General features: G+C 34.3%; 22 protein-coding genes. 14 read left to right on the forward strand and 8 right to left on the reverse strand.

Translation table 11 applies throughout. The features are described 5' to 3' along the window. Positions 1 to 419: 419 nt before the first annotated feature. Positions 420 to 992 carry a non-canonical purine NTP diphosphatase gene (locus PQO00_RS19095; RefSeq protein ID WP_274186458.1) on the reverse strand — a complete coding sequence of 191 codons (573 nt, stop codon included), beginning with the start codon at positions 990 to 992 and terminating at the stop codon, positions 420 to 422. Positions 993 to 1,139: 147 nt separating this feature from the next. Here PQO00_RS19095 and raiA point away from each other — a divergent pair, with 147 nt between their 5' ends. Further along, positions 1,140 to 1,439, forward strand: coding sequence for a ribosome-associated translation inhibitor RaiA (gene raiA / locus PQO00_RS19100; RefSeq protein WP_274186459.1), 300 nt, complete (start codon positions 1,140 to 1,142; stop codon positions 1,437 to 1,439). A gap of 162 nt (positions 1,440 to 1,601) precedes the next feature. Here raiA and rlmH read toward each other — a convergent pair whose 3' ends face one another. Then, positions 1,602 to 2,075 (reverse strand): 23S rRNA (pseudouridine(1915)-N(3))-methyltransferase RlmH, encoded by a 474-nt coding sequence (gene rlmH / locus PQO00_RS19105; RefSeq protein ID WP_274186460.1) that lies wholly within the window; start codon positions 2,073 to 2,075, stop codon positions 1,602 to 1,604. A 127-nt stretch (positions 2,076 to 2,202) separates the two neighbouring features. On the opposite strand from rlmH, the gene nadC reads away from it, so the two are divergent. The 8 genes from nadC to priA all read left to right on the forward strand — a co-directional run bounded on the left by nadC (position 2,203) and on the right by priA (position 11,373). Continuing rightward, on the forward strand, positions 2,203 to 3,063 hold the full coding sequence (gene nadC, locus PQO00_RS19110; RefSeq protein WP_274186461.1) for a carboxylating nicotinate-nucleotide diphosphorylase: 861 nt from the start codon (positions 2,203 to 2,205) through the stop codon (positions 3,061 to 3,063). A gap of 226 nt (positions 3,064 to 3,289) precedes the next feature. Then, positions 3,290 to 4,231: a YihY/virulence factor BrkB family protein gene (locus PQO00_RS19115; protein WP_274186462.1), complete on the forward strand. Its 942-nt coding sequence runs from the start codon at positions 3,290 to 3,292 to the stop codon at positions 4,229 to 4,231. Positions 4,232 to 4,407: 176 nt separating this feature from the next. Continuing rightward, on the forward strand, positions 4,408 to 5,694 hold the full coding sequence (locus PQO00_RS19120; RefSeq protein WP_274186463.1) for a hypothetical protein: 1,287 nt from the start codon (positions 4,408 to 4,410) through the stop codon (positions 5,692 to 5,694). A gap of 22 nt (positions 5,695 to 5,716) precedes the next feature. Then, the gene (locus PQO00_RS19125) at positions 5,717 to 6,238 is read left to right on the forward strand and encodes a hypothetical protein (protein WP_274186464.1); all 522 of its coding nucleotides are present in this window, start codon (positions 5,717 to 5,719) and stop codon (positions 6,236 to 6,238) included. A 17-nt stretch (positions 6,239 to 6,255) separates the two neighbouring features. Continuing rightward, positions 6,256 to 7,212, forward strand: a complete 957-nt coding sequence (locus tag PQO00_RS19130) for a DUF6175 family protein (RefSeq protein WP_274186465.1) — start codon at positions 6,256 to 6,258, stop codon at positions 7,210 to 7,212. Between the two features lie 31 nt (positions 7,213 to 7,243). Beyond that, positions 7,244 to 8,176 (forward strand): hypothetical protein, encoded by a 933-nt coding sequence (locus tag PQO00_RS19135; RefSeq protein ID WP_274186466.1) that lies wholly within the window; start codon positions 7,244 to 7,246, stop codon positions 8,174 to 8,176. 17 nt (positions 8,177 to 8,193) lie between these two features. Beyond that, positions 8,194 to 8,727 (forward strand): hypothetical protein, encoded by a 534-nt coding sequence (locus PQO00_RS19140; RefSeq protein ID WP_274186467.1) that lies wholly within the window; start codon positions 8,194 to 8,196, stop codon positions 8,725 to 8,727. A gap of 192 nt (positions 8,728 to 8,919) precedes the next feature. Further along, entirely contained in the window at positions 8,920 to 11,373 is a 2,454-nt protein-coding gene (priA, locus tag PQO00_RS19145; RefSeq protein WP_274186468.1) for a primosomal protein N', read from the forward strand. A gap of 42 nt (positions 11,374 to 11,415) precedes the next feature. Here priA and PQO00_RS19150 read toward each other — a convergent pair whose 3' ends face one another. Further along, complete coding sequence (locus tag PQO00_RS19150; RefSeq protein ID WP_102754690.1) at positions 11,416 to 12,111, reverse strand: LytTR family DNA-binding domain-containing protein; 696 nt, start codon at positions 12,109 to 12,111, stop codon at positions 11,416 to 11,418. Positions 12,112 to 12,311: 200 nt separating this feature from the next. Between PQO00_RS19150 and rpsF the strand changes: the two genes are divergently transcribed. The 5 genes from rpsF (at position 12,312) to hisS (ending at position 16,277) form a co-directional block, all read left to right on the forward strand. Beyond that, the gene (gene rpsF / locus PQO00_RS19155) at positions 12,312 to 12,650 is read left to right on the forward strand and encodes a 30S ribosomal protein S6 (protein WP_135874291.1); all 339 of its coding nucleotides are present in this window, start codon (positions 12,312 to 12,314) and stop codon (positions 12,648 to 12,650) included. Between the two features lie 2 nt (positions 12,651 to 12,652). Further along, positions 12,653 to 12,949 (forward strand): 30S ribosomal protein S18, encoded by a 297-nt coding sequence (gene rpsR, locus PQO00_RS19160; RefSeq protein ID WP_019388303.1) that lies wholly within the window; start codon positions 12,653 to 12,655, stop codon positions 12,947 to 12,949. Positions 12,950 to 12,962: 13 nt separating this feature from the next. Then, a complete protein-coding gene (rplI, locus tag PQO00_RS19165; RefSeq protein ID WP_274186469.1) occupies positions 12,963 to 13,409 on the forward strand; it encodes a 50S ribosomal protein L9 in 447 nt (148 codons plus the stop codon). A 627-nt stretch (positions 13,410 to 14,036) separates the two neighbouring features. Beyond that, positions 14,037 to 14,504 (forward strand): DUF6495 family protein, encoded by a 468-nt coding sequence (locus PQO00_RS19170; protein ID WP_274186470.1) that lies wholly within the window; start codon positions 14,037 to 14,039, stop codon positions 14,502 to 14,504. Positions 14,505 to 14,900: 396 nt separating this feature from the next. After that, positions 14,901 to 16,277: a histidine--tRNA ligase gene (gene hisS / locus PQO00_RS19175; protein ID WP_274186471.1), complete on the forward strand. Its 1,377-nt coding sequence runs from the start codon at positions 14,901 to 14,903 to the stop codon at positions 16,275 to 16,277. Between the two features lie 658 nt (positions 16,278 to 16,935). Here hisS and PQO00_RS19180 read toward each other — a convergent pair. The 5 genes from PQO00_RS19180 to PQO00_RS19200 all read right to left on the reverse strand — a co-directional run. Beyond that, positions 16,936 to 20,505, reverse strand: coding sequence for a LamG-like jellyroll fold domain-containing protein (locus tag PQO00_RS19180; RefSeq protein WP_274186472.1), 3,570 nt, complete (start codon positions 20,503 to 20,505; stop codon positions 16,936 to 16,938). A 354-nt stretch (positions 20,506 to 20,859) separates the two neighbouring features. After that, positions 20,860 to 21,759 carry an SDR family oxidoreductase gene (locus PQO00_RS19185; RefSeq protein WP_274186473.1) on the reverse strand — a complete coding sequence of 300 codons (900 nt, stop codon included), beginning with the start codon at positions 21,757 to 21,759 and terminating at the stop codon, positions 20,860 to 20,862. Positions 21,760 to 21,786: 27 nt separating this feature from the next. Further along, positions 21,787 to 24,255 (reverse strand): TonB-dependent receptor, encoded by a 2,469-nt coding sequence (locus tag PQO00_RS19190; RefSeq protein ID WP_274186474.1) that lies wholly within the window; start codon positions 24,253 to 24,255, stop codon positions 21,787 to 21,789. Continuing rightward, a complete protein-coding gene (locus PQO00_RS19195) occupies positions 24,248 to 24,439 on the reverse strand; it encodes a hypothetical protein (protein ID WP_274186475.1) in 192 nt (63 codons plus the stop codon). Before PQO00_RS19195 ends, PQO00_RS19190 begins: the two co-directional genes overlap by 8 nt. A 557-nt stretch (positions 24,440 to 24,996) precedes the next feature. Next, positions 24,997 to 25,277 (reverse strand): AraC family transcriptional regulator (locus PQO00_RS19200; protein ID WP_274186476.1); only part of this gene is annotated, 281 nt, incomplete at its 5' end.

Below are 25,277 nucleotides of genomic sequence, written 5' to 3' on the forward strand. Positions count from 1 at the left end.
ATTAAGAATCATGAATGTTCAACTAAAGATACAGGATCGCTTGGCTATGAGGGGCAAGAACAAAAAAAACGATTGTAACTATTTGAAAAACAGTGTTAATTGGTCCAAGTCAGCATTGTTCAAATAATAGAAGTGGTTTAAACTACCCAGTCAAGCTGAGCACATGTTTTTTGATTGAAGCGAAAAATAGTGATTTCCTGCCTGCCGCAGGCAGGTATTCCCACATAAAGGCTTTTTTGCACTGCATAGCATCGCTACGGAGTAATAAAAAGATAAAATGTGGGGATAAAAGGGCATTTTGCAGCCAATTATAAAAAGTTTAAACCACTTCATAATATATTTATAATTGGGAGATGGTATCATATGGCTTTAGCGAGGCTTCAGGCTATATTCGATAATTTTAATCGCACCACAATAATTTAAGATTTTAAAAAATCAACTAGCTGGCGTATGGCCTTTCCACGGTGTCCAATACTGTTTTTTAAACTTAAATCCATTTCAGCAAAGGTTTGTTGGAATCCTTTAGGTTTAAAAATAGGATCGTAACCAAAACCAAAGGGGCCGTTTTTAGTATTCGTTATTTCGCCTTCACATATACCGGTAAAAGTATATTGTTTGCCATTAAGCTGAAGTGTAATAACCGTTTTAAATTGGGCATTTCTGTTAGTTTTAGCCCTTAATTCGGTTAGTAATTTATCCATATTATCATCGGCATTGCGCTGCTCTCCGGCATAACGGGCCGAATAAACGCCTGGGGCACCATTTAAAACAGCTACTTCTAATCCTGTATCATCGGCAAAACAATCATATCCATAATGTGTTTTTACATATTTTGCCTTCTGGATACTATTACCTTCAATGGTGTTTTGAGTTTCTGGAATTTCTTCAAAACAACCAATATCATTTAAGCTTAACAACGTAATATGGTCAGGCATCAAAACCTGCACTTCTTTTATTTTGTTAAGATTGTTGGTAGCGAAAACAAGTTGCATACGTTAAATGGATTTAAGGTTTCAAAAATACCATTATAATGATTTATAAGTAAAAATATTTTATGATTTTTTATGACTTTTGTTACTATAAATTATTCTAAAAACGCGTATCTTAGATTAAAGTTAAAACAAAAAAAAGTAAAAGATATGACAGTAAATATTCAATATGTAGGCGTAGATGTAAGTGAAACACTTTCAAGCTTCACTGAAGAAAAATTAAAAAAAATATTTAATCGTTATGAGTTTTTAATAAGTGCACAAGTGCATTTTAAACAAGAGGAAAACCAACACGATACAGGCAAAATTTGCAATATAGAACTAAGTTTACCAGGACCTCGGATTTTTGCAACCTCAAATGAGCATAATTTTGAAGTATCTGTAAGAGAAACTATCAAAGATCTGGAGCGTCAGTTGGAAAAACGAAAAGAAGTTTATAAAACGTATTAGCCGTTTGGAATTGGAGAAGGGGTGAAGCTAAAGCTGAAGTCGAAAATGAAGTTGAAATAGAAGTAGGGTTATGCTTTACAGTTTTTTATAGAGTTACTAACTTTGAGACTGCGATTGAAAACTGATGACTGAAAACTGCGACCAATTATACCCAAAATGGGGTTATCTGTGATGATACGGTTCGTTCTTTAAAATAGTAAATCCTCTATAGAGTTGTTCGATAATAAATAAACGTACCATCTGATGGGAAAATGTCATTTTTGATAATGATATTTTTCCATTTGATTTATTATAAACATCTTGTGAAAACCCATAAGGGCCGCCAATTACAAAAACTAACTGTTTAATACCAGAGTTCATGTGTTTCTGTAAGTAAGCAGAAAACCCAACAGAATCTAATTGTTTACCGCTTTCATCTAATAAAATTAAAATATCGGTAGCATTAAGTTTACTTATAATAAGTTCACCCTCTTTTTGTTTTTGTTGTGCTTCGCTTAGATTTTTAACATTTTTTATATCTGGAATAATTTCCAGTGAAAACTTAATATAAAAGCCCAAACGCTTTGTATATTCATTAATAAGCGATTGAAGCTCCTTATTATCGGTCTTGCCAATGGCGAGAAGTTTTATGGTCATAGTAGCAAAATTACTATTTAGCGCTTATGAAAAGCATATTTTAAGATGAAAAAATAAAAATTTCATAAATGTAAAATTTAATTTAGTAAATCAATTTCTTATTTTTGCTGTAAACCAACTAAATTTTATGATAACACAAGAGCAATTTGATACAGAAGTTAAAATGATAATTTCGAATGCCATACGGGAAGATGTGGGAGATGGTGATCATAGTTCTTTAGCGTGTATTCCGGAGAATGCTAAAGGTAGGGCAAAACTTTTAGTTAAAGATAAAGGGGTTATTGGAGGCGTTAATTTTGCTAAAAAAGTATTTGCTTACGTTGATAAAAACTTAAGATTGGATGTCAGGATTGAAGATGGTACAGAAGTCACTTATGGTGATGTTGTTATGTATATAGAAGGATCTTCGCAATCTATTTTAAAAGCAGAAAGAACAGTGCTTAATGCCATGCAGCGCATGAGTGCTATTGCCACCAAGACAAGAATGTTTGTTGATTTATTGAAAGGTACTAAAACTAGGATTCTCGATACGCGTAAAACAACACCGGGCATTCGTGTATTAGAAAAATGGGCAGTAGTTATTGGAGGTGGGGAAAATCACAGATTTGCTTTGTATGATATGATTATGCTAAAAGATAATCATATTGATTTTGCAGGCGGTATTACGAAAGCTATTGAAATGACAAAATCGTACCTACGGGAGACTAATAAGGATTTAAAAATTATGGTTGAGGCCAGAAATTTAGTAGAGGTTGAAGAAATATTAAAAAATGATGGTATATATAGAATATTACTTGATAACTTTGATTATGAAGATACAAGGAAAGCGGTAAAAATAATAGGAGATAAGTGCCTTATTGAATCCTCAGGTAACATAAATGAAACCACTATTAGGCACTATGCAGAATGTGGTGTAAATTATATTTCGTCTGGTGCCTTAACGCATTCTGTCCATAACATGGATTTGAGTTTAAAAGCTATAAAATAGTTTTTTATCACGCTTATTAATTATTAGTTTAGGTTTTTAACAGAACAAGAATTAAAACGGGGTCTTCTCGAGCGCAGTCGAGAGGTTGTTTTGTTACAAAGTCAAAGCCATTCATAAAAAAGTCCCGACTGTGATCGACCAGACATTTAAGAACTTATATTCATTTTTGTTACACACTAAAACTTTTTGTACTAAACAAGGAATTTTAAACTTTTAAGCTAGATTAATGACCAAACCCATTGAGGACAAACTTGATAAGATTCCAGTAATAAATGTCTTGGTGAGCGTTTTTAAACAAATAAAACTACCAGGTCTCGAGGGGTTGTCGTTTTATGATTTATTAGAGCTTTATGCTATAGGCATTGTAAGGGGGGCCTTAACGACGCGTGCAAGCGCTATTGCCTTTAGTTTTTTTATGGCACTATTTCCTTTTTTATTATTCGTGCTCATTATTATTCCGTATATCCCGATCGATGATTTTAAAATGGAATTTCTAACTTTTTTAGAATCCTTTCTACCACCAAATACGTCCGATTTTTTCTTTGAAAATATATTTGAAAATATTGATAAAACACAACGAGGAGGCTTATTGTCATCTGTTTTTGTATTGTCAATAGCTTTAATGGCAAATGGTGTGAATGCTGTATTTTCTGGTTTTGAAAACTCATATCACGAACAATTAACCCGCAGCGTTTTTAAACAATACTTGTATGCATTGGGTATTGCATTGATACTGGCTTTTTTACTTATTGTTACCATTGCTGTTTTAGGGTATTTTCAAATATATGTCGTACAGGAATTCTTTGAAGCTCTGGAAAAAAAAGGCTATCATGTTGATAGTCAAAATGTATTTTGGGCAGATATTGCTAAGTATACATTCTTTGTTGTGATGGTATATTTAGCTACGGCAACCTTATACTATTTTGGCACCCAAGAGGGGAAACATTCCAAATTCTTTTCTGTAGGCGCATTATTTACAACCCTGCTTATTATTTTATCATCGTATCTATTTGGCCTTTACATTGAAAATTTTGGACAGTACAATAAACTTTACGGTTCTATTGGAGCGTTGCTAATTCTTTTGTTTTATTTGTGGCTCAATTCCAATATTTTATTGCTAGGTTACGAATTAAATGCCTCTTTGAATAAACTACGTAAAGGTTATTGATTTTGCTGTTGTTAAACTTATGCTTTTAAAAGAAATAAACTAAGTTAAGGATTCATTAAGAGTTTATTAATTGTTTTTTTATATAAAGTGCTAGAAAAAATCGTTAAACGGTATAGGCTTGATAATTAAAAAGAACTAGTTTTACCGAGCTATTAACTAACCATTTATCCCTCTATATGAAGTTATTAAAAAAGGTAACAATACTTTTTGTTGCTATTTTGTGTTTTAAATCTTATTCACAAGAAACACCTCTTGATATTAAGTACAAAAGAAGTTCACTATATACACTCATATTAGGTGACGAGAGTATAGAATACAGTGAAAATATACAAACATCTTTTATTAATACACCTATTCCAGAAAAGTTTAATAATCATATTGTTAATACTAGGATTATTCCTAAAGCAGATTTGGTATATGTAGTAGATTCAATAGTAGATAGTAAACCTAAGAAAAAAGGGTTGCTTTCTAAAATACCCGTAAAGCTTGGTAATGACAATAAGAAAATTCAAGAAGACGATCAAAAAGCTATTCATAAGTATTTAGATTCACTAGGTGTGGCTAAATCTATGTTGGCCAAATGGTTTCACAGAAGTGAAAAAGGAGGCTTTGATATGAGTTTAGTTGCAGAAAGAGGATTGTATAATGCCTCAGACTTAGATATTAAAATTGCTAACCAAAATGAACGGGGTAAAGCACTATTAGCAGATGCAGGAGAGCAATTAATTAAAAATACATTTATAATAGTAAATGATTATAAATACACCAATAAAGAAGACGTAGCAGCGAAAGCAAAATCCATCCTTTCAACAGTAGGCGCGTATGCAGGCAAAGATGCTGCTTTAGTTACTGCTGCTGCCTCAGAAGGAGCAGATGTTTTTGGTAAAGGTTATATTGTGAGAACTAGGGCTTATTTGTACAAACTAGTATGGAATGAAGAAGTAGCAGCCATTTTTTATAATGATTTCTGGACAGATGATGATTCGTTGGATTTAGAAAGAAAAAAAGCTTTTGATGAAACTTCCATTTTTAAATTAGAATTTGTTGGTGTTGAAACAGGGTGGGCAGATATACAAAGTACTACTTTAACTAAAAAGACCAATGAAGAATTAATTGAAATTGCTACAATAAGAGCGGCCGATAATGTGATCGCTAAATTGCAAAGGGAATACGAAGTCTTTAGAACTAAAACACCATTATTAAGCGGCGACCCATTGTCAGCAAAAATCGGACTTAAAGAAGGTTTAAAAAAGGGTAGCAAGTACGAAGTTTTAGAACAGGTTATAAATAAAGAAGGCATTATAGAATATAAGCGTATAGGAGTCATTACTGTTGATAAAGACAAGATTTGGGATAATACATATCTAGCAGACGAAGAAAACCCTTCTGATATAAAATACACAACATTTAAAGGTTCAAAAAACAAGTATTACTCAGGGATGCTTATAAGACAAATAAATTAACTTTCTTAAATAGATTTAAAATATGAAATTAAAAAACAGTTTAGTGATAATAATTTTGTTGGTTTTTGCAGGTAATGCACATGCCCAATGGAAAAACGAAAAAGCCAATAAAGACACAAAAATATGGCGTTACGATATAGAGTGCGAAGGCATTGCAAAACAAGGCTCTAAACTCGTAAAAGTTTGGTCTTATTCTAAAAACCCAAAACATGCTATTTCTCATGCTATGAAAAATGCTATCCACGGTATTATTTTCAAAGGTTATGCTGGAGGTGGTCAAGGCTGTACTTCGTTAAAACCTTTGGTGAAGTCTGCGGAAACCGAAGAAAAATTTATGGCGTTTTTCGATACATTTTTTATGGATGGTGGTGAATATCTAAAATATGTATCTGCAGCTACAGATGGTAACATTGCTGCTGGAGATCGCTTAAAAATAAGTAGAAGAGAGTATAAGATTGGAGCCGTTGTGAATGTACAATTCGATCAATTGAGAAAAAGACTTGAAAGCGAAGGTATTATTAGAGGTTTAACTTCTGGATTTTAATTTTTAAAAACAATCAAATGAAAAGATTTTTGCATTTAGGAGCTATATGCTCTTTATTACTTATAAACACTTTAGTATTTAGCCAAGCTAAGAAACCTACACTTATGGTGGTTCCTAGTGATGTTTGGTGTTTCCAAAATGGCTATGTACTTAATTTTGATGATCAAGGCACGCCAGTTAAAGTACCAGACTATAAAAGAGCATTTCAAGAAAATGCAGAAGTGCTTCAAGTTATAAGTCAAATAAACGGTATGATGGCAGATAGAGGCTTCCCTCTTAAAAACATGGAATCGGTTATTAAAACTTTAAACTCAAATGCAGGAGAAGATAATTTGAGAAGCTCTAAAGGTTCTGGTAGTGGTATAAGTGAAAGCCCGATCGATGCCTTTAAAAAGGTAGCCAAAGCAGATATTATTATGCAATTAACTTGGACCGTTAATAAAACGGGACCTAAAAAATCTATAACATTCAATCTTCAAGGCTTAGATGCCTATACAGATAAACAAGTAGCTACAGCAGTTGGTACGGGGGCTCCTTCTTTTTCGGCAGAATTACCCGTTTTGCTATCAGAAGCCGTATTGGCACATATGGATAATTTTTCTGAATCATTGCAAACACATTTTGATGATATGTTTGAAAATGGTAGAGAAATAATTGTTCGCGTTCAAAAATGGGATGATTGGGATGGTGATTTAGAAACAGAATTTGATGGTGATGAATTAGGCTTTAAAATAGAAGATTGGTTAGCAGATCATACTGTTAAGGGGAGATTTAGTACTACAGATATGACTGAAACTATGGCATTGTTTGAGCAAGTTAGAATTCCGCTTTATAACGAAGCCGGTCGCGCTATTGATGCAAGGCGTTTTGTTAATGAATTGAGTAAACTCTTAAAGGGAGCTCCTTATAATATACCAAATAAATTGGTAATGAAAGGTTTAGGAAGGGCTACCATTATTTTAGGAGGTAAATAACGAATTAAAGACATTCAATAAAATAATCAAGATGAAAAAAATCATATACATAGCACTGTTTTTAGTTTCAAGCTTCATGGTAGCTCAGCAAAACGATAATGGCATTACATTAGGCGCTTACATCCCAGAACAAGCAGAGGGAATTCCATCTTATGCGCAAAGTATGCTTAAGAATAAATTAGGACGTATTATAACCGAAAACGGTATCAGCGATAATGTCTACAACTCTAGATTTATAATAACACCAAATATAACGGTATTAAGTAAAAACATAACAGGAACTGCACCTACCATGGTAGCGTTAACTTTAGATTTAACACTTTATATTGGAGACGGTGTTGCAGGGAATTTATTTTCAAGCCAGTCATTACAGTTAAAAGGTGTTGGAACGAATGAGACTAAAGCATATATGTCTGCTTTAAAAATGGTAAAACCAAAAAATCCACAAATACAAAGCTTTATTTCGAAAGGAAAAGCTAAAATTATTGATTATTATAATACAAACTGTGGTCTTATGGTAAACAAATCTCAAACATTAGAAGCGCAAAATCAATTTGAAGAAGCATTATTTGTACTCACAAGTGTGCCAGAAGCAAGCACTTGTTTTAATACTGTTAAATCTAAAATCAGGTCTCTTTATACGAAAGCCATTAACAGGGATTGTACTATTAAATTAAATGAAGCTTCAGCAATTTGGGCAGCGAACCAGGATATTAATGCCGCAAATGAGGCAGGTCTCTTATTGTCTTCTATAGAACCTAGCGCTTCGTGTTTTGGACAAGTAAAAACATTATATTCTAAAATAGCAGTTCGTGTAAAGGAATTGGGCGATAGAGATTGGAACTATGCTTTAAAGGTTTTAGAAGTCAAAGCAGATACTATTCAAGCAGCTAGAGATGTTGGTATTGCTTATGGTGAAAATCAACCAGAAAGTATGACTTATAATGTAAGAGGGTGGTATTAAAGCTTAAAAAAATAAACATGAAAAAAATTAATTTAGTAATAATAGTATTAAGTATTTTATGCCTGTCTGCTTGTTCTAAGGATAATGACAATAACCCTGAAAATAACGCTGTTTCTGGAACCATACAATTATCAGGAACAGACACCGATTTATTAGGCACTTCACTAAAAGTTGGCAATATAGATGTTGATGGATTAGATACTACAGGAACGATAAAATCTGTAACACTATTGGATGAAAACACAACTATTGAGGACGGTGAACTTATGCCTACAAATTTTTCAAATGCGTTTGTAATTGTAGCTGCTCAGTTTGATGTAGAAGATAACGCAGATGTCGAAAAAGCAATTTCTATGATTATACTAAAAAACGGTGAGGAATATCGTTATGTGTGCACATCTCCATCTGATAATTCTTCTGAGGATACGGATTGCGGATCGGGTTTTAGTGTGGATAAAACAAAAAAGCAAGTTGTATTTAAAAACACGACTGTAATTAATGTTGACTCTGAAACTATTCTAACAATGAACGGGACTATTACTTGGAAATAATAACAAAAGAATGGCTAATCATAGTAAAGTATTTTACTATTGGTTAAAAATAAAACTTTATAGAATAAATCACTTTTAAAGACTGTCTTTTCGAGACAGTCTTTTTTTATTAATAATTTGGTGAAGAATGATTTTAAGGGTTTCTGTTTTTAATTTATATTCGTATTTAACTCAAGAAATCGAAACTTAATTTTGAACCACTTTATAGATGTTATAATCCCCGTACCTCTTAAAAAGCTATTTACTTATGGTATAACAGCGTCTGAGGCTGATTTTTTAAAAGCAGGCATGCGCGTTGCTGTACCTTTTGGAAAGTCGAAAATATATACAGGTATTGTTTATAGAGTCCATAATGAGCCACCAACGGCTTATGATGCCAAGGATATTCAGCAAATTTTAGACGATGCTCCTATTGTAAATCAAAAACAATTACAATTGTGGCAATGGATAGCTAACTATTATATGTGTACGTTGGGGGATGTCATGCGGGCAGCTTTACCTAGTGCTTTTATTTTAGAAAGTGAAACTGTGGTCATAAAAAATAAGACGAAGACCATTGATGAAACGGTATTAAAGGATGATGAGTTTTTAGTTTACGAGACATTGCACCATCAATCATCCTTAAAAATCCATGATATTTCCAATATCCTTGATAAAAAGAATGTCTTACCGGTTATTAAGCGATTGATTGAAAAGGAGGCTATTTTTGTGGAAGAAGAAGTATACGAAAAATACAAACCTAAATTGGTTCGTTATGCAAAATTACATAGCAACTTTTCTTCAGAAACGGCACTTCAAAAGTTATTGGATGATTTAAATAGAGCGCCAAAGCAGCGACAGGTCATTATGACCCTGTTTTCTGTTTCTGCAACGACTAAAAAACCTGTAAAGGTTTCCGATTTAGCTACAGAAAGTGGGACGTCAACTGCTATTATAAAATCATTAATAGATAAAGGGATTCTTGAGGAGTATTATATTCAAACAGATCGTGTTCAATACTCTGGAGGTGAGAATGAGGCTACTAAAAACCTTAATGAATATCAGGAAGTAGCCCTAAAAGAAATAAAGAACGCTTTTAACAAACATGCGGTAACATTGCTTCACGGGGTCACTTCTTCTGGTAAAACAGAAGTCTATGTAAAGTTAATTGAAGATACTTTAAATAAAGGAAAACAAGTACTTTATTTACTGCCGGAAATAGCGTTGACCGCACAGTTAATTACACGATTGCAGGAGTATTTCGGAGAACAGGTGGCTGTTTTTCATTCTAAGTACTCATCGCAAGAACGGGTAGAGGTTTGGAACCATGTTTTAAATAATTCTGGGAAGGCAAAAATAGTTTTGGGCGCGCGCTCTTCCATATTTTTACCGTTTGATGATTTAGGGCTCATAGTTGTGGATGAAGAGCACGAGCAATCTTTTAAACAGTTTGATCCAGCACCACGTTATCATGCCAGGGATACGGCTGTTGTATTGGCAAACATGCACGAAGCAAAAATACTTTTGGGATCTGCTACACCAAGTTTGGAAAGTTACTTTAATGCCAAACAAAATAAGTATGGTTTTGTCGAAATAACAAAGCGCTACAATGACGTTTTGATGCCAGATATGGAGTTGGTCGATATTAAGGACAAGTTCAAGAAGAAGCTAATGAAGGGGCATTTTAGCGATAGGCTTATTGAAGAGATGACCGAAACTTTAAGGGAAGGGCATCAAATTATATTGTTTCAAAACCGACGCGGATTTTCTCCAATAGTGGAGTGCAATACCTGTGGTAATTCGCCTCAATGCCCTAATTGCGATGTGAGTTTAACCTACCATCAATATAGAAATCAATTGCGTTGTCATTATTGTGGTTATAACTCGGTGATGATAAAAGATTGTAAAGCTTGTGGAAGTGCCGAATTGGATAGTAAAGGATTTGGTACCGAACAAATTGAGGAAGAAGTGAAAACATTGTTCCCGGATTATAAGGTAGCTAGAATGGATTTAGATACAACAAGAGGGAAATTTGGATATGAAAAAATAATTACAGCCTTAGAGCAACAAGAAATAGATATTTTAGTGGGCACACAAATGCTAACCAAGGGCTTGGATTTTAGAAATGTCAAGTTGGTCGGTATCATGAATGCCGACAATATGCTCAATTTTCCAGATTTTAGAGCACATGAGCGTAGCTTTCAACTCATGTTACAAGTTTCTGGTAGGGCAGGGCGTACTCAAGAAAGAGGTAAAGTATTGATACAGACATATAATCCATACCATAATATTTTGCAGCAAGTCTCTACTAATAACTATGTTGCCATGTACAACGAGCAAATGAATGACCGCTATAATTATAAATACCCGCCTATTTATAAACAAATAAAGATCACTTTAAAACATAAGGATTATCATAAGGTAGATGTAGCTTCAGCTTGGTTGGCAAAGTCTTTAAAGCAGCTTTTTAAAGATCATGTACTAGGGCCAGAATCACCACCTATTTCTAGAATAAGAAATCAATTTCATAAAAATATCCTCATAAAGATCCCTAAACAACAATCATTATCAAAAACAAAAAAAGCTATCATTAAAATAAATAATAGCTTTTTCAATATAAAAGATTTTCGGTCGGTTAAAATAATTTTAAATGTCGATAACTTTTAATTTAGCTTGGGTTTGCCAGTTTAGCTTAGTATCGGTTAGTCTCTAAATATTGTTTAAAGCATCAACCAATTGAGTCTTTTTATTTCTGCTTAATGGAATCTCATAAGCTCCTACTTCAACATTTTTACTGTTAAATCTGTCAATTTTATCAAGATTAACAATGTATGATTTATGAATTCTTAAAAACTTACCTTCTGGTAATTCAGCTTCGAAAGATTTCATTGTAGATAATACGACTAGGCTGGTTTCTTCTGTTACTAGCTTTACGTAATCACCAAGTGCTTCGATCCATTTAATATCTTTAATATAAACTTTACGTTTTTTAAGATTGCTTTTTACAAAAATATGCTCACCTTCTTCTTCGTTAAAGTCTAAAGTCAATCTATGTTGCTCTAAAGCCTTATCTACAGAGGTGTTAAAACGTTCTCTTGTAATTGGTTTATGTAAATAATCGGTAGCGTCATAATTAAATGCTTTAAAAGCATATTCGGTTTTACCGGTTACAAAAATAATTTGTGGTTTGTTGTTTAATACGTCTAAAAGTTCAAATCCATTTAGCACCGGCATTTCAATGTCTAAAAAAATTAAATCTACTTGATGCGTATTTAAACCATTTTTGGTTTCTAAGGCACTGCTGTACTCTGCAATCAAGTTAAGAGAAGGGTGATTCTCCACTAACTTAACGATCGAGAGACGCTGTATTGCCGAATCGTCTACTACTACACAGTTTAATGTCATAACATTTTATATTATTTCGGTTAAGATATCGACAATAGTACAAAAAATTCGGCTAAAAACCAAAAATCATCGTTAAAGCGTTTGTTTTAACATAATTTTAACACAATTAAGTAAGTGCATATTATACTAAAATAATTGTTGCTTTATATGTATATATTAACTATTTTTGCACCCAATTTTTAACAATAAAATAGATTTTTATGAATCATTATGAAACTGTTTTCATCTTAAATCCCGTTTTATCTGAAGACCAGATAAAGGAAACAGTAAAGAAATACGAAGATTTTCTTGTTTCTAACGGCGCTAAGATGATAGCTAAAGAAGATTGGGGGCTTAAAAAATTAGCTTATCCAATACAAAACAAGAAAAGTGGTTTCTATCACTTATTTGAGTACACTGTACCAGGCGAAGTAATTAATGCTTTAGAAGTAGAGTTTAGACGTGATGAGCGTTTTATGCGCTATTTAACTGTAGCGTTGGATAAACATGCTATTTCATGGGCAGAGAGAAGAAGAGTTAAACTTAAACAAAAAGCTTAATTATGTCATCGATAGAACAACAATCAAAAGGAAAAAAAGACGGAGAAATTAGATATTTAACACCGTTGAATATTGAGACAAACAAACAAAAGAAATATTGTCGTTTCAAAAAATCTGGTATTAAATACATAGATTATAAAGATCCGGATTTCTTATTAAAGTTTGTAAACGAGCAAGGTAAAATTTTACCAAGACGTTTAACAGGAACTTCATTAAAATATCAAAGAAAAGTCTCTGTAGCTGTAAAAAGAGCACGTCACTTGGCTTTAATGCCATACGTAGCAGATTTATTAAAATAAAATACCGATAACAATGGAACTTATATTAAAACAAGACGTTGAAAATTTAGGATTTAAAGACGATGTTGTAACAGTTAAGAACGGTTATGGTAGAAATTTTTTAATTCCTCAAGGACAAGCTATTCTTGCTACTTCTTCTGCAAAGAAAGTATTAGCAGAGAATTTAAAGCAAAGAGCTTTTAAAGAGAAGAAAATAATCGATGATGCTAATAAAATTGCTGAAGCTTTAAAAGCCTTGGAAATTAAAATAGCTGCAAAAGCTGGTGCTGGAGATAAATTATTTGGTTCTGTGAATAATATTAATGTTGCTGAAGCTCTAGAAAAAGAAGGACAGTCCATTGATAAAAAATTCATTACAGTTGCGACGATTAAACGTACAGGAAAATATAACGCTGTTGTACGTTTACACAGAGAAGTGTCTGTTGATTTACCTTTTGAAGTTATTGCACAAGCAAACTAAAATATTGACAATTAGTCAATGAACTCTTAAATATTGTAAAGCCATTCATATGAATGGCTTTTTTTTGTTAGAATAAAATACTATGTATGCATAGTAGACTAACTCAAATTAAACGACAACTAAATGAAAAAACAACCCTTACCTTTTTTTCTTGTTTTTTGGATTTCTTGCACTTATACCAATTATGAATTAAAATACGCTATTCAAACTCATTCATTAATCGTTTTTATCTCTTTACTCATCATTTCCATAGCTTAGGCTATGCAAATAACTCGCAGCAGGCTAAAACAAATAAGCAATGTCGTTTTCTGTAGCTCATTTTAATTCATAATTGGTATTATACTTTTAATACAAACCAAACGGAAACTTTTGGTTACGATTCTAGCTTAGTGTCCAAACGGCAAGCACAATTTGGATTACGTTACATTTTCTAAAAATAATAACAGATATATTGTTAAATTTGCGCTCCTAATAAAGGGGCGTATTTTTTTAGTGAGATTCAATCTTGTAAAGTCGACATCGACTTTACAAGATTGAAAATCGAACTAATCCCGCTGAAAAGCGGGATCTTAAGTTTAATACCCTTTATTTGAAATTACTGCAAAATAAAAATAACAAAAAACGCAGATGAAATACTCAAGACTTACCAAAGAACAATTTGAAGAACTACACCAGGAGTTTATTAACTTTTTGGCAACACAATCTATTACTGCAGATGAGTGGGCCAATCTTAAGGCCAATAAACCGGAATTGGCAGAAATGGAGCTAGATGTATTTAGCGATCTCATTTGGGAAGGCGTTTTAAATAAGGCAGAATATTTGGAACATATATCTCCACAACATATGTATTTGTTTCGTTTAGCTGAAGAAAAAATGTATGTTATAGCGCTTACTCTAAAAAACGATATAGATATAACCACTAAAGAAGGATATAACTGGCTACGTGAAAATTTAATGGATGAAAACGTTGAGTTTTTACAAGCGGATAAAGAGTATACGGATGATAAAAACTTAGATAAATTTAAAATGATCGAGCAGGGAGCAGTAATTACCAAAGGCGATTTATTTAAGTATTTTGATGAGTTGATAAATTGATTTTAGTGTTCAGTGTTCAGTATGTAGTGTTCAGTCTCTGTATTCTTATCCTGAGCAAAGTTGAAGCGTTTAATCTCAAGACAAAATGAATATAGTCAAACCAAGATAAAATGTCATTCGAAGATATTTTTTTAAATCAAAAATAATATCATCTTATCAATTGTATTTCAATTGTTTAGACCTGACAGGTCTGGGCTGTAAATAAAAATGACTTTTTATAATGATCTAGCTATATATTAAAATGGAAGAGAATTTTTCTATTGAAAAGCCTCGCAAAGCCATTTTCATTAATTATTTTTGTCGTTCCATAATTCAATATGGCTTCTAATTCAATAATCATTTAAAAGATTCCTGCTGGAGTTTATCTTGAGCGGAGTCGAAAGGCAGGAAATTATTATGGCTCAAAAACCAAGTATACCAAAAGGCACAAGGGATTTTAACCCAGAACAAGTGGCCAAGCGCAATTATATTTTTAATACCATTCGCGGTGCATTTGAAACGTTTGGTTTTCAAGCTATTGAAACACCTAGTTTTGAAAACTCCGATACCTTAATGGGGAAATATGGTGAAGAAGGGGATCGTTTGATTTTTAAGATCTTAAATTCTGGGGATTATTTATCTAAGGCTAATGAGGAAGCTTACGATACAAAAAACTCTAATAAATTAACATCAAGTATATCGGAAAAAGCACTCCGGTACGATCTAACAGTTCCATTTGCACGTTATGTAGTGCAGCACCAAAACGAGATTGAGTTTCCGTTTAAACGCTACCAAATACAGCCAGTTTGGAGAGCTGATAGACCACAAAAAGGACGTTTTAGAGAGTTTTATCAATGTGATGCAGATGTTGTTGGATCCAAATCTTTATGGCAAGAGGTTGAATTTATTCAATTATACGATACTGTTTTTTCAGCTTTAAAACTTGGGGGTATTACGATTAAAATAAATAATAGAAAAATACTTTCTGGAATAGCCGAAGTTATTGGTGCGTCAGATAAGTTAATAGATTTTACCGTAGCGCTGGACAAATTAGATAAAATAGGAGAGGAGAAAGTAAAAGCGGAAATGCTTAATAAAGGAATTCCAGAAGAAAGTATTACTAAACTTCAACCGCTATTCACTTTATCGGGTTCTTTTGAGTCTCAAATAGATGGCTTAAAAAGTATTCTTAGTACTTCTGAAGTAGGAAAAAAGGGTATTGAAGAATTGGCATTTATAAATGCGGCGATTTCAGAATTAGGGCTATCTACAGCAACTTTAGAATTGGATGTAACGCTTGCTCGTGGGTTAAATTATTATACAGGTGCTATTTTTGAAGTATCGGCACCACCAAATGTACAAATGGGTTCTATTGGTGGCGGTGGCCGCTATGACGACCTAACAGGTATTTTTGGGATGAAGGATGTGAGTGGTGTAGGCATCAGTTTTGGTTTAGATAGAATTTATTTAGTTCTTGAAGAATTGGATTTATTCCCAGAAGCCGTCAATAAAAATGTTGAGGTGCTTTTTATAAACTTTGGTGATAAAGAAGCCTTATTTAGTTTAAAGGCTATTAATGAATTAAGATGGCAAGGTATAAATTCAGAATTATATCCTGATGCTACTAAAATGAAAAAACAAATGAACCATGCTAATAAGCGTGCTATTCCTTTTGTCGTTTTAGTAGGAGAGGAGGAAGTAAGCTCAAATACTTATACATTGAAAAATATGATTTCTGGAGAGCAGCATAAAGGGTCTCTGGAAGCATTAATCTCCCTTGTAAAAGCCAAATGAATTTCCAAGAGACGGTTTCGAAAATAGAAACGATCATTTGATATAAAACAAAAAGAGTCCTAAAAATTAATTTAGGACTCAAAGCATAGTTAAGTAAATAGCAGATTTTTGGTTTAAGCGACTAACTCAAATAAACTAACTCAACTAACTTGTTTTATCAATGAAGTGGTTTCATAATTGATTTATATTTTCAAAATATAATTTACTGTTTTTATTTAACAGGCATGAGGCTAATATACATTTTATTTTCAATAAAACACGATTAAATGCATAAAAATACGATGAAATACGTTTTTTAACATTTATTACCATGAAAGGCGTAGAATTATTGATACGAAAAACAACTATTAATTCGTTGTTCTACTCGTAATTTTCACGCTGAAGGTACGCGCGTTCAAAAATTTTAAATGAGTTCATAGCCTTGGTTATACCACTTTATAGGTAAAGACTTTTTTAGTAGTATAGTATCGCTCAATGTCATTAAGTTAAGGCAGTAATGTCAGTCTGAGCCTTTCGGCTCCGCTCAAGACAGGCTAAAGTCGAAGACCAATTGGAGTTCTAGTTTTATTAGCATTTCGACTGCGCTCAATGTGACAAAAAGGGGCAAATTTCCTTAACTTAATGACATTGAGCATCGCTAAGGAATTCAAAAAGTTTATTATCTAATTAATACTTTTTTGGATACTTTTCCGTCTTTAGTTTCTATTTTCAATATATAGCTTCCTGTTTTAATTTGGTTTGCGCTATATTCTATATAATTGACATTGGTTTTAGGTTCAAATTGCCATAAAGATTGACCAAGTATATTAAACATTTCAACAGATTCTATGCTTTTTAATGTTGGGTTGTGAACGATAATGCTTTCTTTTTCATTAGAAAAATATACTTGAAGTGTGGTATCGTTAATATTATCAACATCTAAAGCGTTTGATAATGTCCCATTGGAAAAAGTGATTTCGAAACGATCTAAATGATTTCCAACAGCCAAGTATACTTCATAATGCCCATCTCTTAGGTTGTGATATATATTTAGCGCTTTATCATTTAAATAGATATCTAAATCATGATCTATGTTTTCTAGGTCATCTATTTTAATAGAAGCAATACCTGCATCATTAATTCTAACGCCCACTGGTAATCTCTGCTCTAAATCAAAATTATTTACAGCCTGAATAATATATGCACTATCTGAAAAGATCCAGAACATATCTTCTTTATTATCTTCAATTAATGGCGCGTCATAACCAATATCGAATTCATTTGATGTATGCTCGTCAATTCCAACTAATAATTGACGATGGTAACCATCTGGGGAATCAAACATTAACTTGATTTTTTGCCTGTTATCCGTTTTTTCATTTTGATTCTCGCTTTCTCCTTTTTTTGTATGGCCTATTTTAAGGAAAGGCGCTTCAGGTGCTTCCTTTACGAAAGTACGTTGGCTATTTTTGAATGTTAAGGTACCACCAGCATCCGCAACAACAAAGAAACCTTGTCCTACAGGGACATAGCGCCCCAATGTTTTAGTATCTATGGTACCCGTATTATTAATTTTGGCCTCATTAAATATGGCCGCTGTGTATCCTAAAAGGGTATATGTGGCATAGCCTCCTTGATATTCCCCTAAAATATGTGAGTTAGCAGTAAAATGATCCCAAAAATAAAGAGTACCATTAATAATGTTGGTTGCTGCTCTACCAGAACCATCATTAATATTATCTAGTATAAATTCATTAGCATCAATGGCAGAAGGATATGGGTTGCCGATTAGGTAATCATTATTAGCAGATAAGCTTAAAGTAATATCCCCATTATTTGGTTTGCCATGAAATACATAGTTTTGTGTTTGAGTGATATCGCCTTCTGTATCTTCAACACCTTTCATAGTAAAACCTTCTCCAATATTGAGTAAACCATGACTTCTAATATGCTGCCATGAGGAATAAGTATTAGCCGGTCTATTAATATATTTCCATATCCAATAATCTGCAACTCCAATGGGGGTTGTTCCTATTGTGCCTGGTGTACCATTGTACCCAGATGTTAAAAAATTAATAGTTAGAGGATTAGTGGGGTCTGAACCGTCACTTAGTATTTCAGGAAGCGTATAGTTTACATTATTGCTAGAAATATTAGTTCTTCCAACGGGAGACGACCAATAATTATAGGTGTATAAATTCCGTGCGCCTTGTTGGTCGCGTTCTAAGGATCCCGAACTGCTAGTGTCTAAGTCGCTATCTGTAGTCTGTATTAACTGTGATTCGCCTTCTAAATCAATGGTTCCATCAAGTTTTAGATAATGGGAAATGGTTAATGCGTTACCGGTATTTGTTGCATTACTGCCATCAATTTTTAATTCCCCACTATTAATAATTAAACCTAATAGTGTTCTGTTACCATTTTTGGATACAGGGATAAACAGGTTATCGGAATTATCCATCGTTACATTATGATCGATTTGAACAATATTATAATCAATTGTTTCAAGGGCATTTAAATAAGAATTAACGCCTGGCAAATATTGTACGGCTCCATTTTCCCAAGTGGTCGAATCATCCCAGTCGCCATTTTGAATTGTTTTGTAAGGCAGCGGAGCGGTTTGCTTATCAATACCATCATAATTTATCATGGATGCATCATGACCACTGTTGGATGCGTCTTTGATACTACCAAAAACGATGGTGTTCATAGGGTAATAAGCAATTAAGTTGTTCCAGGGAATAGAACCTATTTCATTTTTTGTAGTAGATGATGGTAAAATTTTTCCATGGACATTCAGCGACCCATTTTCCTCAATTTCTTGATTCATAATATATCGAATCTGATTTTCAGCAAGGGGAACATCCCAAATACGTACTTCATCTACATGGCCTTTAGCTCTTAGTTGTCTTTTTATGTAATGAGCAGCTCCTATTATAAAATGGGCATCAGAGGGGGTATTCATGGGGTTTAGTGTATCATTGGAATTTTCCAAATAACCATCCATATACAGCCTCGTCATATTGGTGCTAGAATGGTATGTTACTGCTATATGATGCCATTCTTTAAAGGGTATAGCCGCAGATGTTTGCATGATATTGTTATTAAGATCTTCAGGGTCTCTCCATACCATTCTAAATTTACCATCTGTATCTATGGTTAACGAATAACCATGTGTATAAGTTTCAGCAGGGGAGTTAGAGGCTTCGTGATAATAGTTTCGTTTTGAAACGATATCAAATTTAAGGGAATCACGTTTTACCCATGCGCTAATGGTAAAATCGATATTCGCTAGGTCATTGACATCGCCAGCAGTTAGGTACGAATCCGAACCATCAAAAAATAAGGAACGGCCCTCTAAGTCAACTTCTGGGGTAGAACCAAATGTGATATATTTAGTACCTTCAAAATAAAAATCAACTTCTAATGCTGTTCCAATATCTTTCATGGTCGCAGAGGTTACATTTGTTGTAAATGAAGCATCATCTGCAACAATCATAACATATCTTTCATTAACAGAATTGGTAGCAGAAACCATAGATTGGGGAATAGAAAGTTTTATAGTAGGCACAGAATCTGTAACGACCATTTTCCATTTTCTTGCTATGGGAGTCACACTTACGTTGGTTGTAATACCAGTACCAGCACCAAAATCCTTATTAATATCTGTAGTAGCTGTTGTTGCTCCGTTGTTATGCCCCCACATTAAGAAGGTTTTATCTGCAAAAAAAGAATTTGTATTGGCACTGTTGTTAATCGCAATATCTTTAATGCCAATAGTTATGTCATCAGTTGTATTTATGGGGTTTGATTGCTTTTGGTTTAATCCTGTTGCATCGTCTTGTCCTATACCAGTAACATTATAGTTAAAACCAGCATTGGTTAATTGATTCCAGATAATCCTTCCATCGGAGTCTACATAATTTTGAGATGTACCATCTAAGCCTAAGGATACACTATGTTTTATAGCTAAAGCGGCCTTTAGCTGATCTTTTTTTTTAGAGGTGAAAGCTTCATTGAATGTGGTCATTTCATTTGATCCAGCATGAGATTTAAAGTGGTTGTTTGCTAGAGCTACTGTATTGCTTAATAAAGAAACCGCAGTAAAACTTGGGTTATTGGAGTTTGAGGAATTACCTATACTTGCTTGTATATAAGGTGTCTTAATGTCTTGAGAAGTAACCCTGAAACTATAACCCATACATATTCCTAAAAGGACATACCTAAAGAGTGAAGGAAAATTTGCCATAAGCGGTTGGAATTAGTTTGGGGCTAATTATTCAGGGTAAATGTAGTATAAAATTCCATGAAACGCAAAAAAATACGATAAAACGTATTTATTAAAGTGTATTTTCTTACTTTTCATAATAAGGTTGTTTGGTTTTATGCTTTAAACCAACGAAAACAGGTAAATGTTGTATCCATCCAGAGAATCATTTTTATATACATATTGCGTAGAAGATCTGGGACATTTGATAACCGAATTAAGTCGGTTTTAAAAACATACTTTTCCAGCTCATTGCTATTTTTTGATGATTATATTTTCTGTGATATATAATCCTAATTTTAGGAAGTAAAATGTGGTTTTGCCTCAATCTCTTCTTTACCCGGCACTGCTCAAAAAATTACAAATAAAAGTTTCCTCCAGGTATTGTTTCACAGTTAGGGGCTTTCGACCCAACAACTTTTCCATTTGCAAACCGTTACTTTCCAATTCCCCCTGTCTTGTAGCTGCTGCAAACCCACCAATCATTTTAGCACATTTTTTAGACATTCCTTGATCAATCACGGTATTGAGAAAAGCATCTAGACCAGGGCTTAAATAAGTGATGTTTTTACCTGTGATTTGAGAAATATACTCTGCAATTTCTGAAAACGAATAACTATCTCCAGAGACACTATAGGTCTTATTTTTATGCCCCGTTGAGATTAAAATCTTGGCTGCCGTTTCGGCCATTTCACTTCGTAATGCAAATCCTATTTTCCCATTACCTGCTGGCAGGTAAATACCATATTTAAAAATGTTCTTACCCAAAAATGAAGGCAGTATGTCCATATATAGTCCATTTCGCAATATGGTATAATTAATCCCACTTCCTTTAATGGCATTTTCTGTTGCTAAATGGGAACTTATTATAGACTCAATAAGGGAAAAATTAACTTCTTTATGCTCCTGGCTTGTGTAAAGAATATCCTTGATTCCAGATTTTACAGCCGCATTCACAACTTGAATATGCTGCTCACTACGGTTTTCCAGTTCGTCACTTGAAACAAAAAGGAGCTTGTCAATGCCAGAAAAAACCTTTAACATGGAGCCGTAGTTGTTATAATCGCCGAATGCAATATTTACATTCAAAGATTTTAATTTCTCTACTTTTGTATGATCCCTGGCCAGGGCATAAATCGAACTTTCATTCACCCCATTTTCGATCAATGATTCAATCACTGCATACCCGTAATGACCAGTAGCTCCCGTTACTAATATTTTATCTTTTCTTGTCATTTGTCATTTTTTTATAATCCGATATGATTAGTCATAATCTTCATCGTCATCGTCATCACCATCATCACGATGTTCTATGGTATTTTTAAATCTATAAGTAAACGTTAGGTTGATTTGACGCTCAAAATATTGGTGTTTAGAATTGGACAGGAAACTTGTATTTGAGGCTTTCCGGCGACTAGTTCTTGAGTTGAATAGATCGGAAATAGTAAGGTTGATGGCTCCCCTTCCCTTAAATAACTCTTTGTTCGCCGATACATTTGCCACAAGAATATCGCGTCTTGTGGTGTTGGCTTCTTTAAACGGGGCATCGTATTGAATGCCTATTTGCAAATCGACATCCTTGGGCAGGGTAACCTTTGGCGATAATCGCGCAAACCAACTGGCTGAGGTGGTATTTAGGGATTGCCTTTGCTTAATAAGGTTGCTGCTGTCATTGGGGTCTGGTATAGTATTGTTAAAGCTGGCGTTTTGTTCAAAACGATACCAGTTTACAGTACCATTCACCCGTAACCAATTTGCTGGGCTGTAAATGGATGATACTTCAATGCCATATCTGTTTTCTGTACCTACATTTAATGGTCTGGTAATCAAAATGGGGATGTTTTCTTCATTTACCATGCCTGAATTGGTGGTTATGAGTTGAACAATATCTTCGGAATATTGAAAATACCCTATGGTTTCCACCGATACTTCATCCCAGTTTTTAGCATATCCCAATTCAAAGGAATTTGTAAAGACAGGGTCTAAATCCGGGTTTCCAGAAAGAAAGTTCAAATCGTTGGAATACCCTGAAAACGGATTTAATTCACGAAAGCTAGGACGACTAATACGTCTGCCATAGCTCGTTTTGAGTTCACTGGTTTCCGTAAGTTGATAGCCCAAATGGAAGGATGGAAACAGGTTGCTGTAGTTTTTACCAAAGCTTACATCGGACGTAAATTGCGTAACATCGATATTGGTAATTTCAAGACGCAGCCCGGCAAGTATAGTAAACTTACCAAAGGCATTGGCGTATTGCGAATACGCGGCGTAAATATCTTCGCCATAATCCATGCGGTTGCTTAAGTTGGTGTCAAGTTCCCATATACCGGTGTTAGTATTAAAATTTTCAACTATTGAGTTGAATTTTATGGTACGCATGGTACTACGGTAACCTGCTTCAAAACTACCGGTTTCAGAAAACGGAAACACATAATCTGCTTGTATCAATAAATTGCGTTGACGTTCGTCGGATGCGGTGCGGTCTTGGGCATTTTCAAAATTTCCTAAGCTATAGGTATCGTGAAAAATTGCCGATTCTATTTCTGTATTGCTGTCATATTTGGATTCAATAACCAACAAATGTTCTTCAGCTTCATCAAAGATGGATTTATAGGTTAGCGTGTACTCGTCACTGGCATCTTTTTCCAATTCTCTCTCGTCTCGTAACCTTGTACTTATCAATGTTCCATCAACATCAAAGGTATTAAACGTGGAAAGCCCGTTGTTGTCATTATCTTCGTTGGCATATAAGCCCATAAAAGTGAGTGTGTTTTTTTCGTTGAAATAGTAATCGACCCCCAGGGCCATTGTATATTCCGATCCGCCACGGGTGATGTCCTGACTTTGGGTCAACAATCCTGTTGCTGTTCCTGTGGTTTCGTCAAAAAATGTCGTGTTAACGGATTCGTTGCCTGGGCGTTTTGAATCTTCGAAATTGAGGTTTGCAAATACGTTGAATTTAGTTGTCCGGTAGTTTAAGCTCCCTCCAATACCGAAGGTTTCGGGCACACCCATAACTACCTGAGCCGAACCGTTAAACCCTAGGTTTCTTCCTTTTTTGAGAATAATATTGATGATTCCTGCTGCACCTTCGGCATCGTATCGTGCCGATGGGTTGGTTATAATTTCGATATGCTCCACAGCATTGGTGGATAGGCGTTCCAACCCTTGGGCGTCACTAATGCCCACTAATCCAGAAGGTTTGCCATTTACCAAAATTCGTACATTGCTATTACCCCTAAGCGTAATGCCACCATCTACCGAAACCGAAACTGAAGACACATTGTTTAAGGCTTGAAGTACATTTGTGCTTTGTGCGGTCAAGTCTTGGCCAATGTTATAGATTTTTTTGTCAAGTTTGTTTTCAAATAGCCCTTTCTCACTTTTTACTACGACTTCATCTAGCGATTGTACATCTTCCGAAAGATAGAGTATCCCCAAATCCAGATCATTCTCAATCCTTTTATTATCCAGAATAAATTGTTTAAAGCCCATAAACTCAATTTTTATGGTGTACGTTCCCTTCTCCACTTCAATCGAGAAAAACCCATTTTCGTCTGTGATTTCCCCATATGTTGGGTTTGGCTGTCCTGTTTCCGTAAAGGAAACAATAGCGTACTCCAATGGGGCATTGGTTTCCTTTTGCAGGATTTTTCCCGTTACTATAATTTTAGCATTGCCGTACATCAACGATGTGGTTAAAAAAAGTAAGAGTGCGATCGTCCTAATCATTATTTATGCTATTTTGTGTGTTGTTGTTTTCACCATTCGGCCACTCTTTGTTTATGGCCAGTTTCAAACCGTACGTTAATACAACAGCACCGGTCAATGCTTTGGAAAATTGATAAGCACCCTTTTGACCATCCTGCCAAATGAATGTAGAGCCCAGGGCCAGAGCGGGCATTGCACCAAGCAAAACATCTCCTGCAATTTTTTGTCATAATTACTAGAAATTTTAATTGTGGTTTTATATTTAACTGAGGGTAAAATTAGACTTGCATCCATAGAGATGAAAATGAAGTAGGTCTCAAATCCGCTTGCAGTACCTGTCTGTTATTAAATTGATTATAACTAACTTATTGTAAGGTTGTTAAGATCTGTTTTTTGTATTGCATCAAAAGGTGCTAAATGCGTTTCTCGCACTTGGAAAGCCGCCAGCTGTAGAATTTGTGGCTTTTTTTGTTTTTAGATAGGTATCAGTTTTTGCCCAAAAGCAACTACTGTGAGTACACAAAAAAAGCACAAAAAAAGATTGGACACGAATGGCACAAATTTTTCACTAATTGTTCAGGCCATCGATTCCGAATAGCTCTCATGAATCTCGATAGATATTAATATTTGGCAATGGTATTTAAGGAAACGATCCGATTTTCATCAGAAAATCGGGGCTTCTATAATTTCAGGGGTATTTTTATTTTGAAAGCGGATTTAGAATGACATCCTTCTATAGGGAACAGGGAGAAAGGACAATGCTTAGACTGCCGAAGGCAACGTCTTTTTAAACTCACTGGGGGTAACCCCGTATATTTTTTTGAAGGTCGTGTTGAAAGAGGACTTGGACTTGAAGCCGACCTCGTTGGCAATGCCCATAATGGAATAGTTCCTGAACCTGTCGTCCTTGAGACAAGCTACAAACTCTTCCGCCCTGTACTTGTTCATACAGTCCTGGAAATTGGATTTTAAGTACACGTTCAGGACCTCGGATAAGTACTGTCTTGGAATGCCCATCCTTTGGGCTACCAGGTTGACCGTTA

Source organism: Flavivirga sp. 57AJ16, from assembly GCF_028736925.1.
Classification (GTDB): domain Bacteria; phylum Bacteroidota; class Bacteroidia; order Flavobacteriales; family Flavobacteriaceae; genus Flavivirga.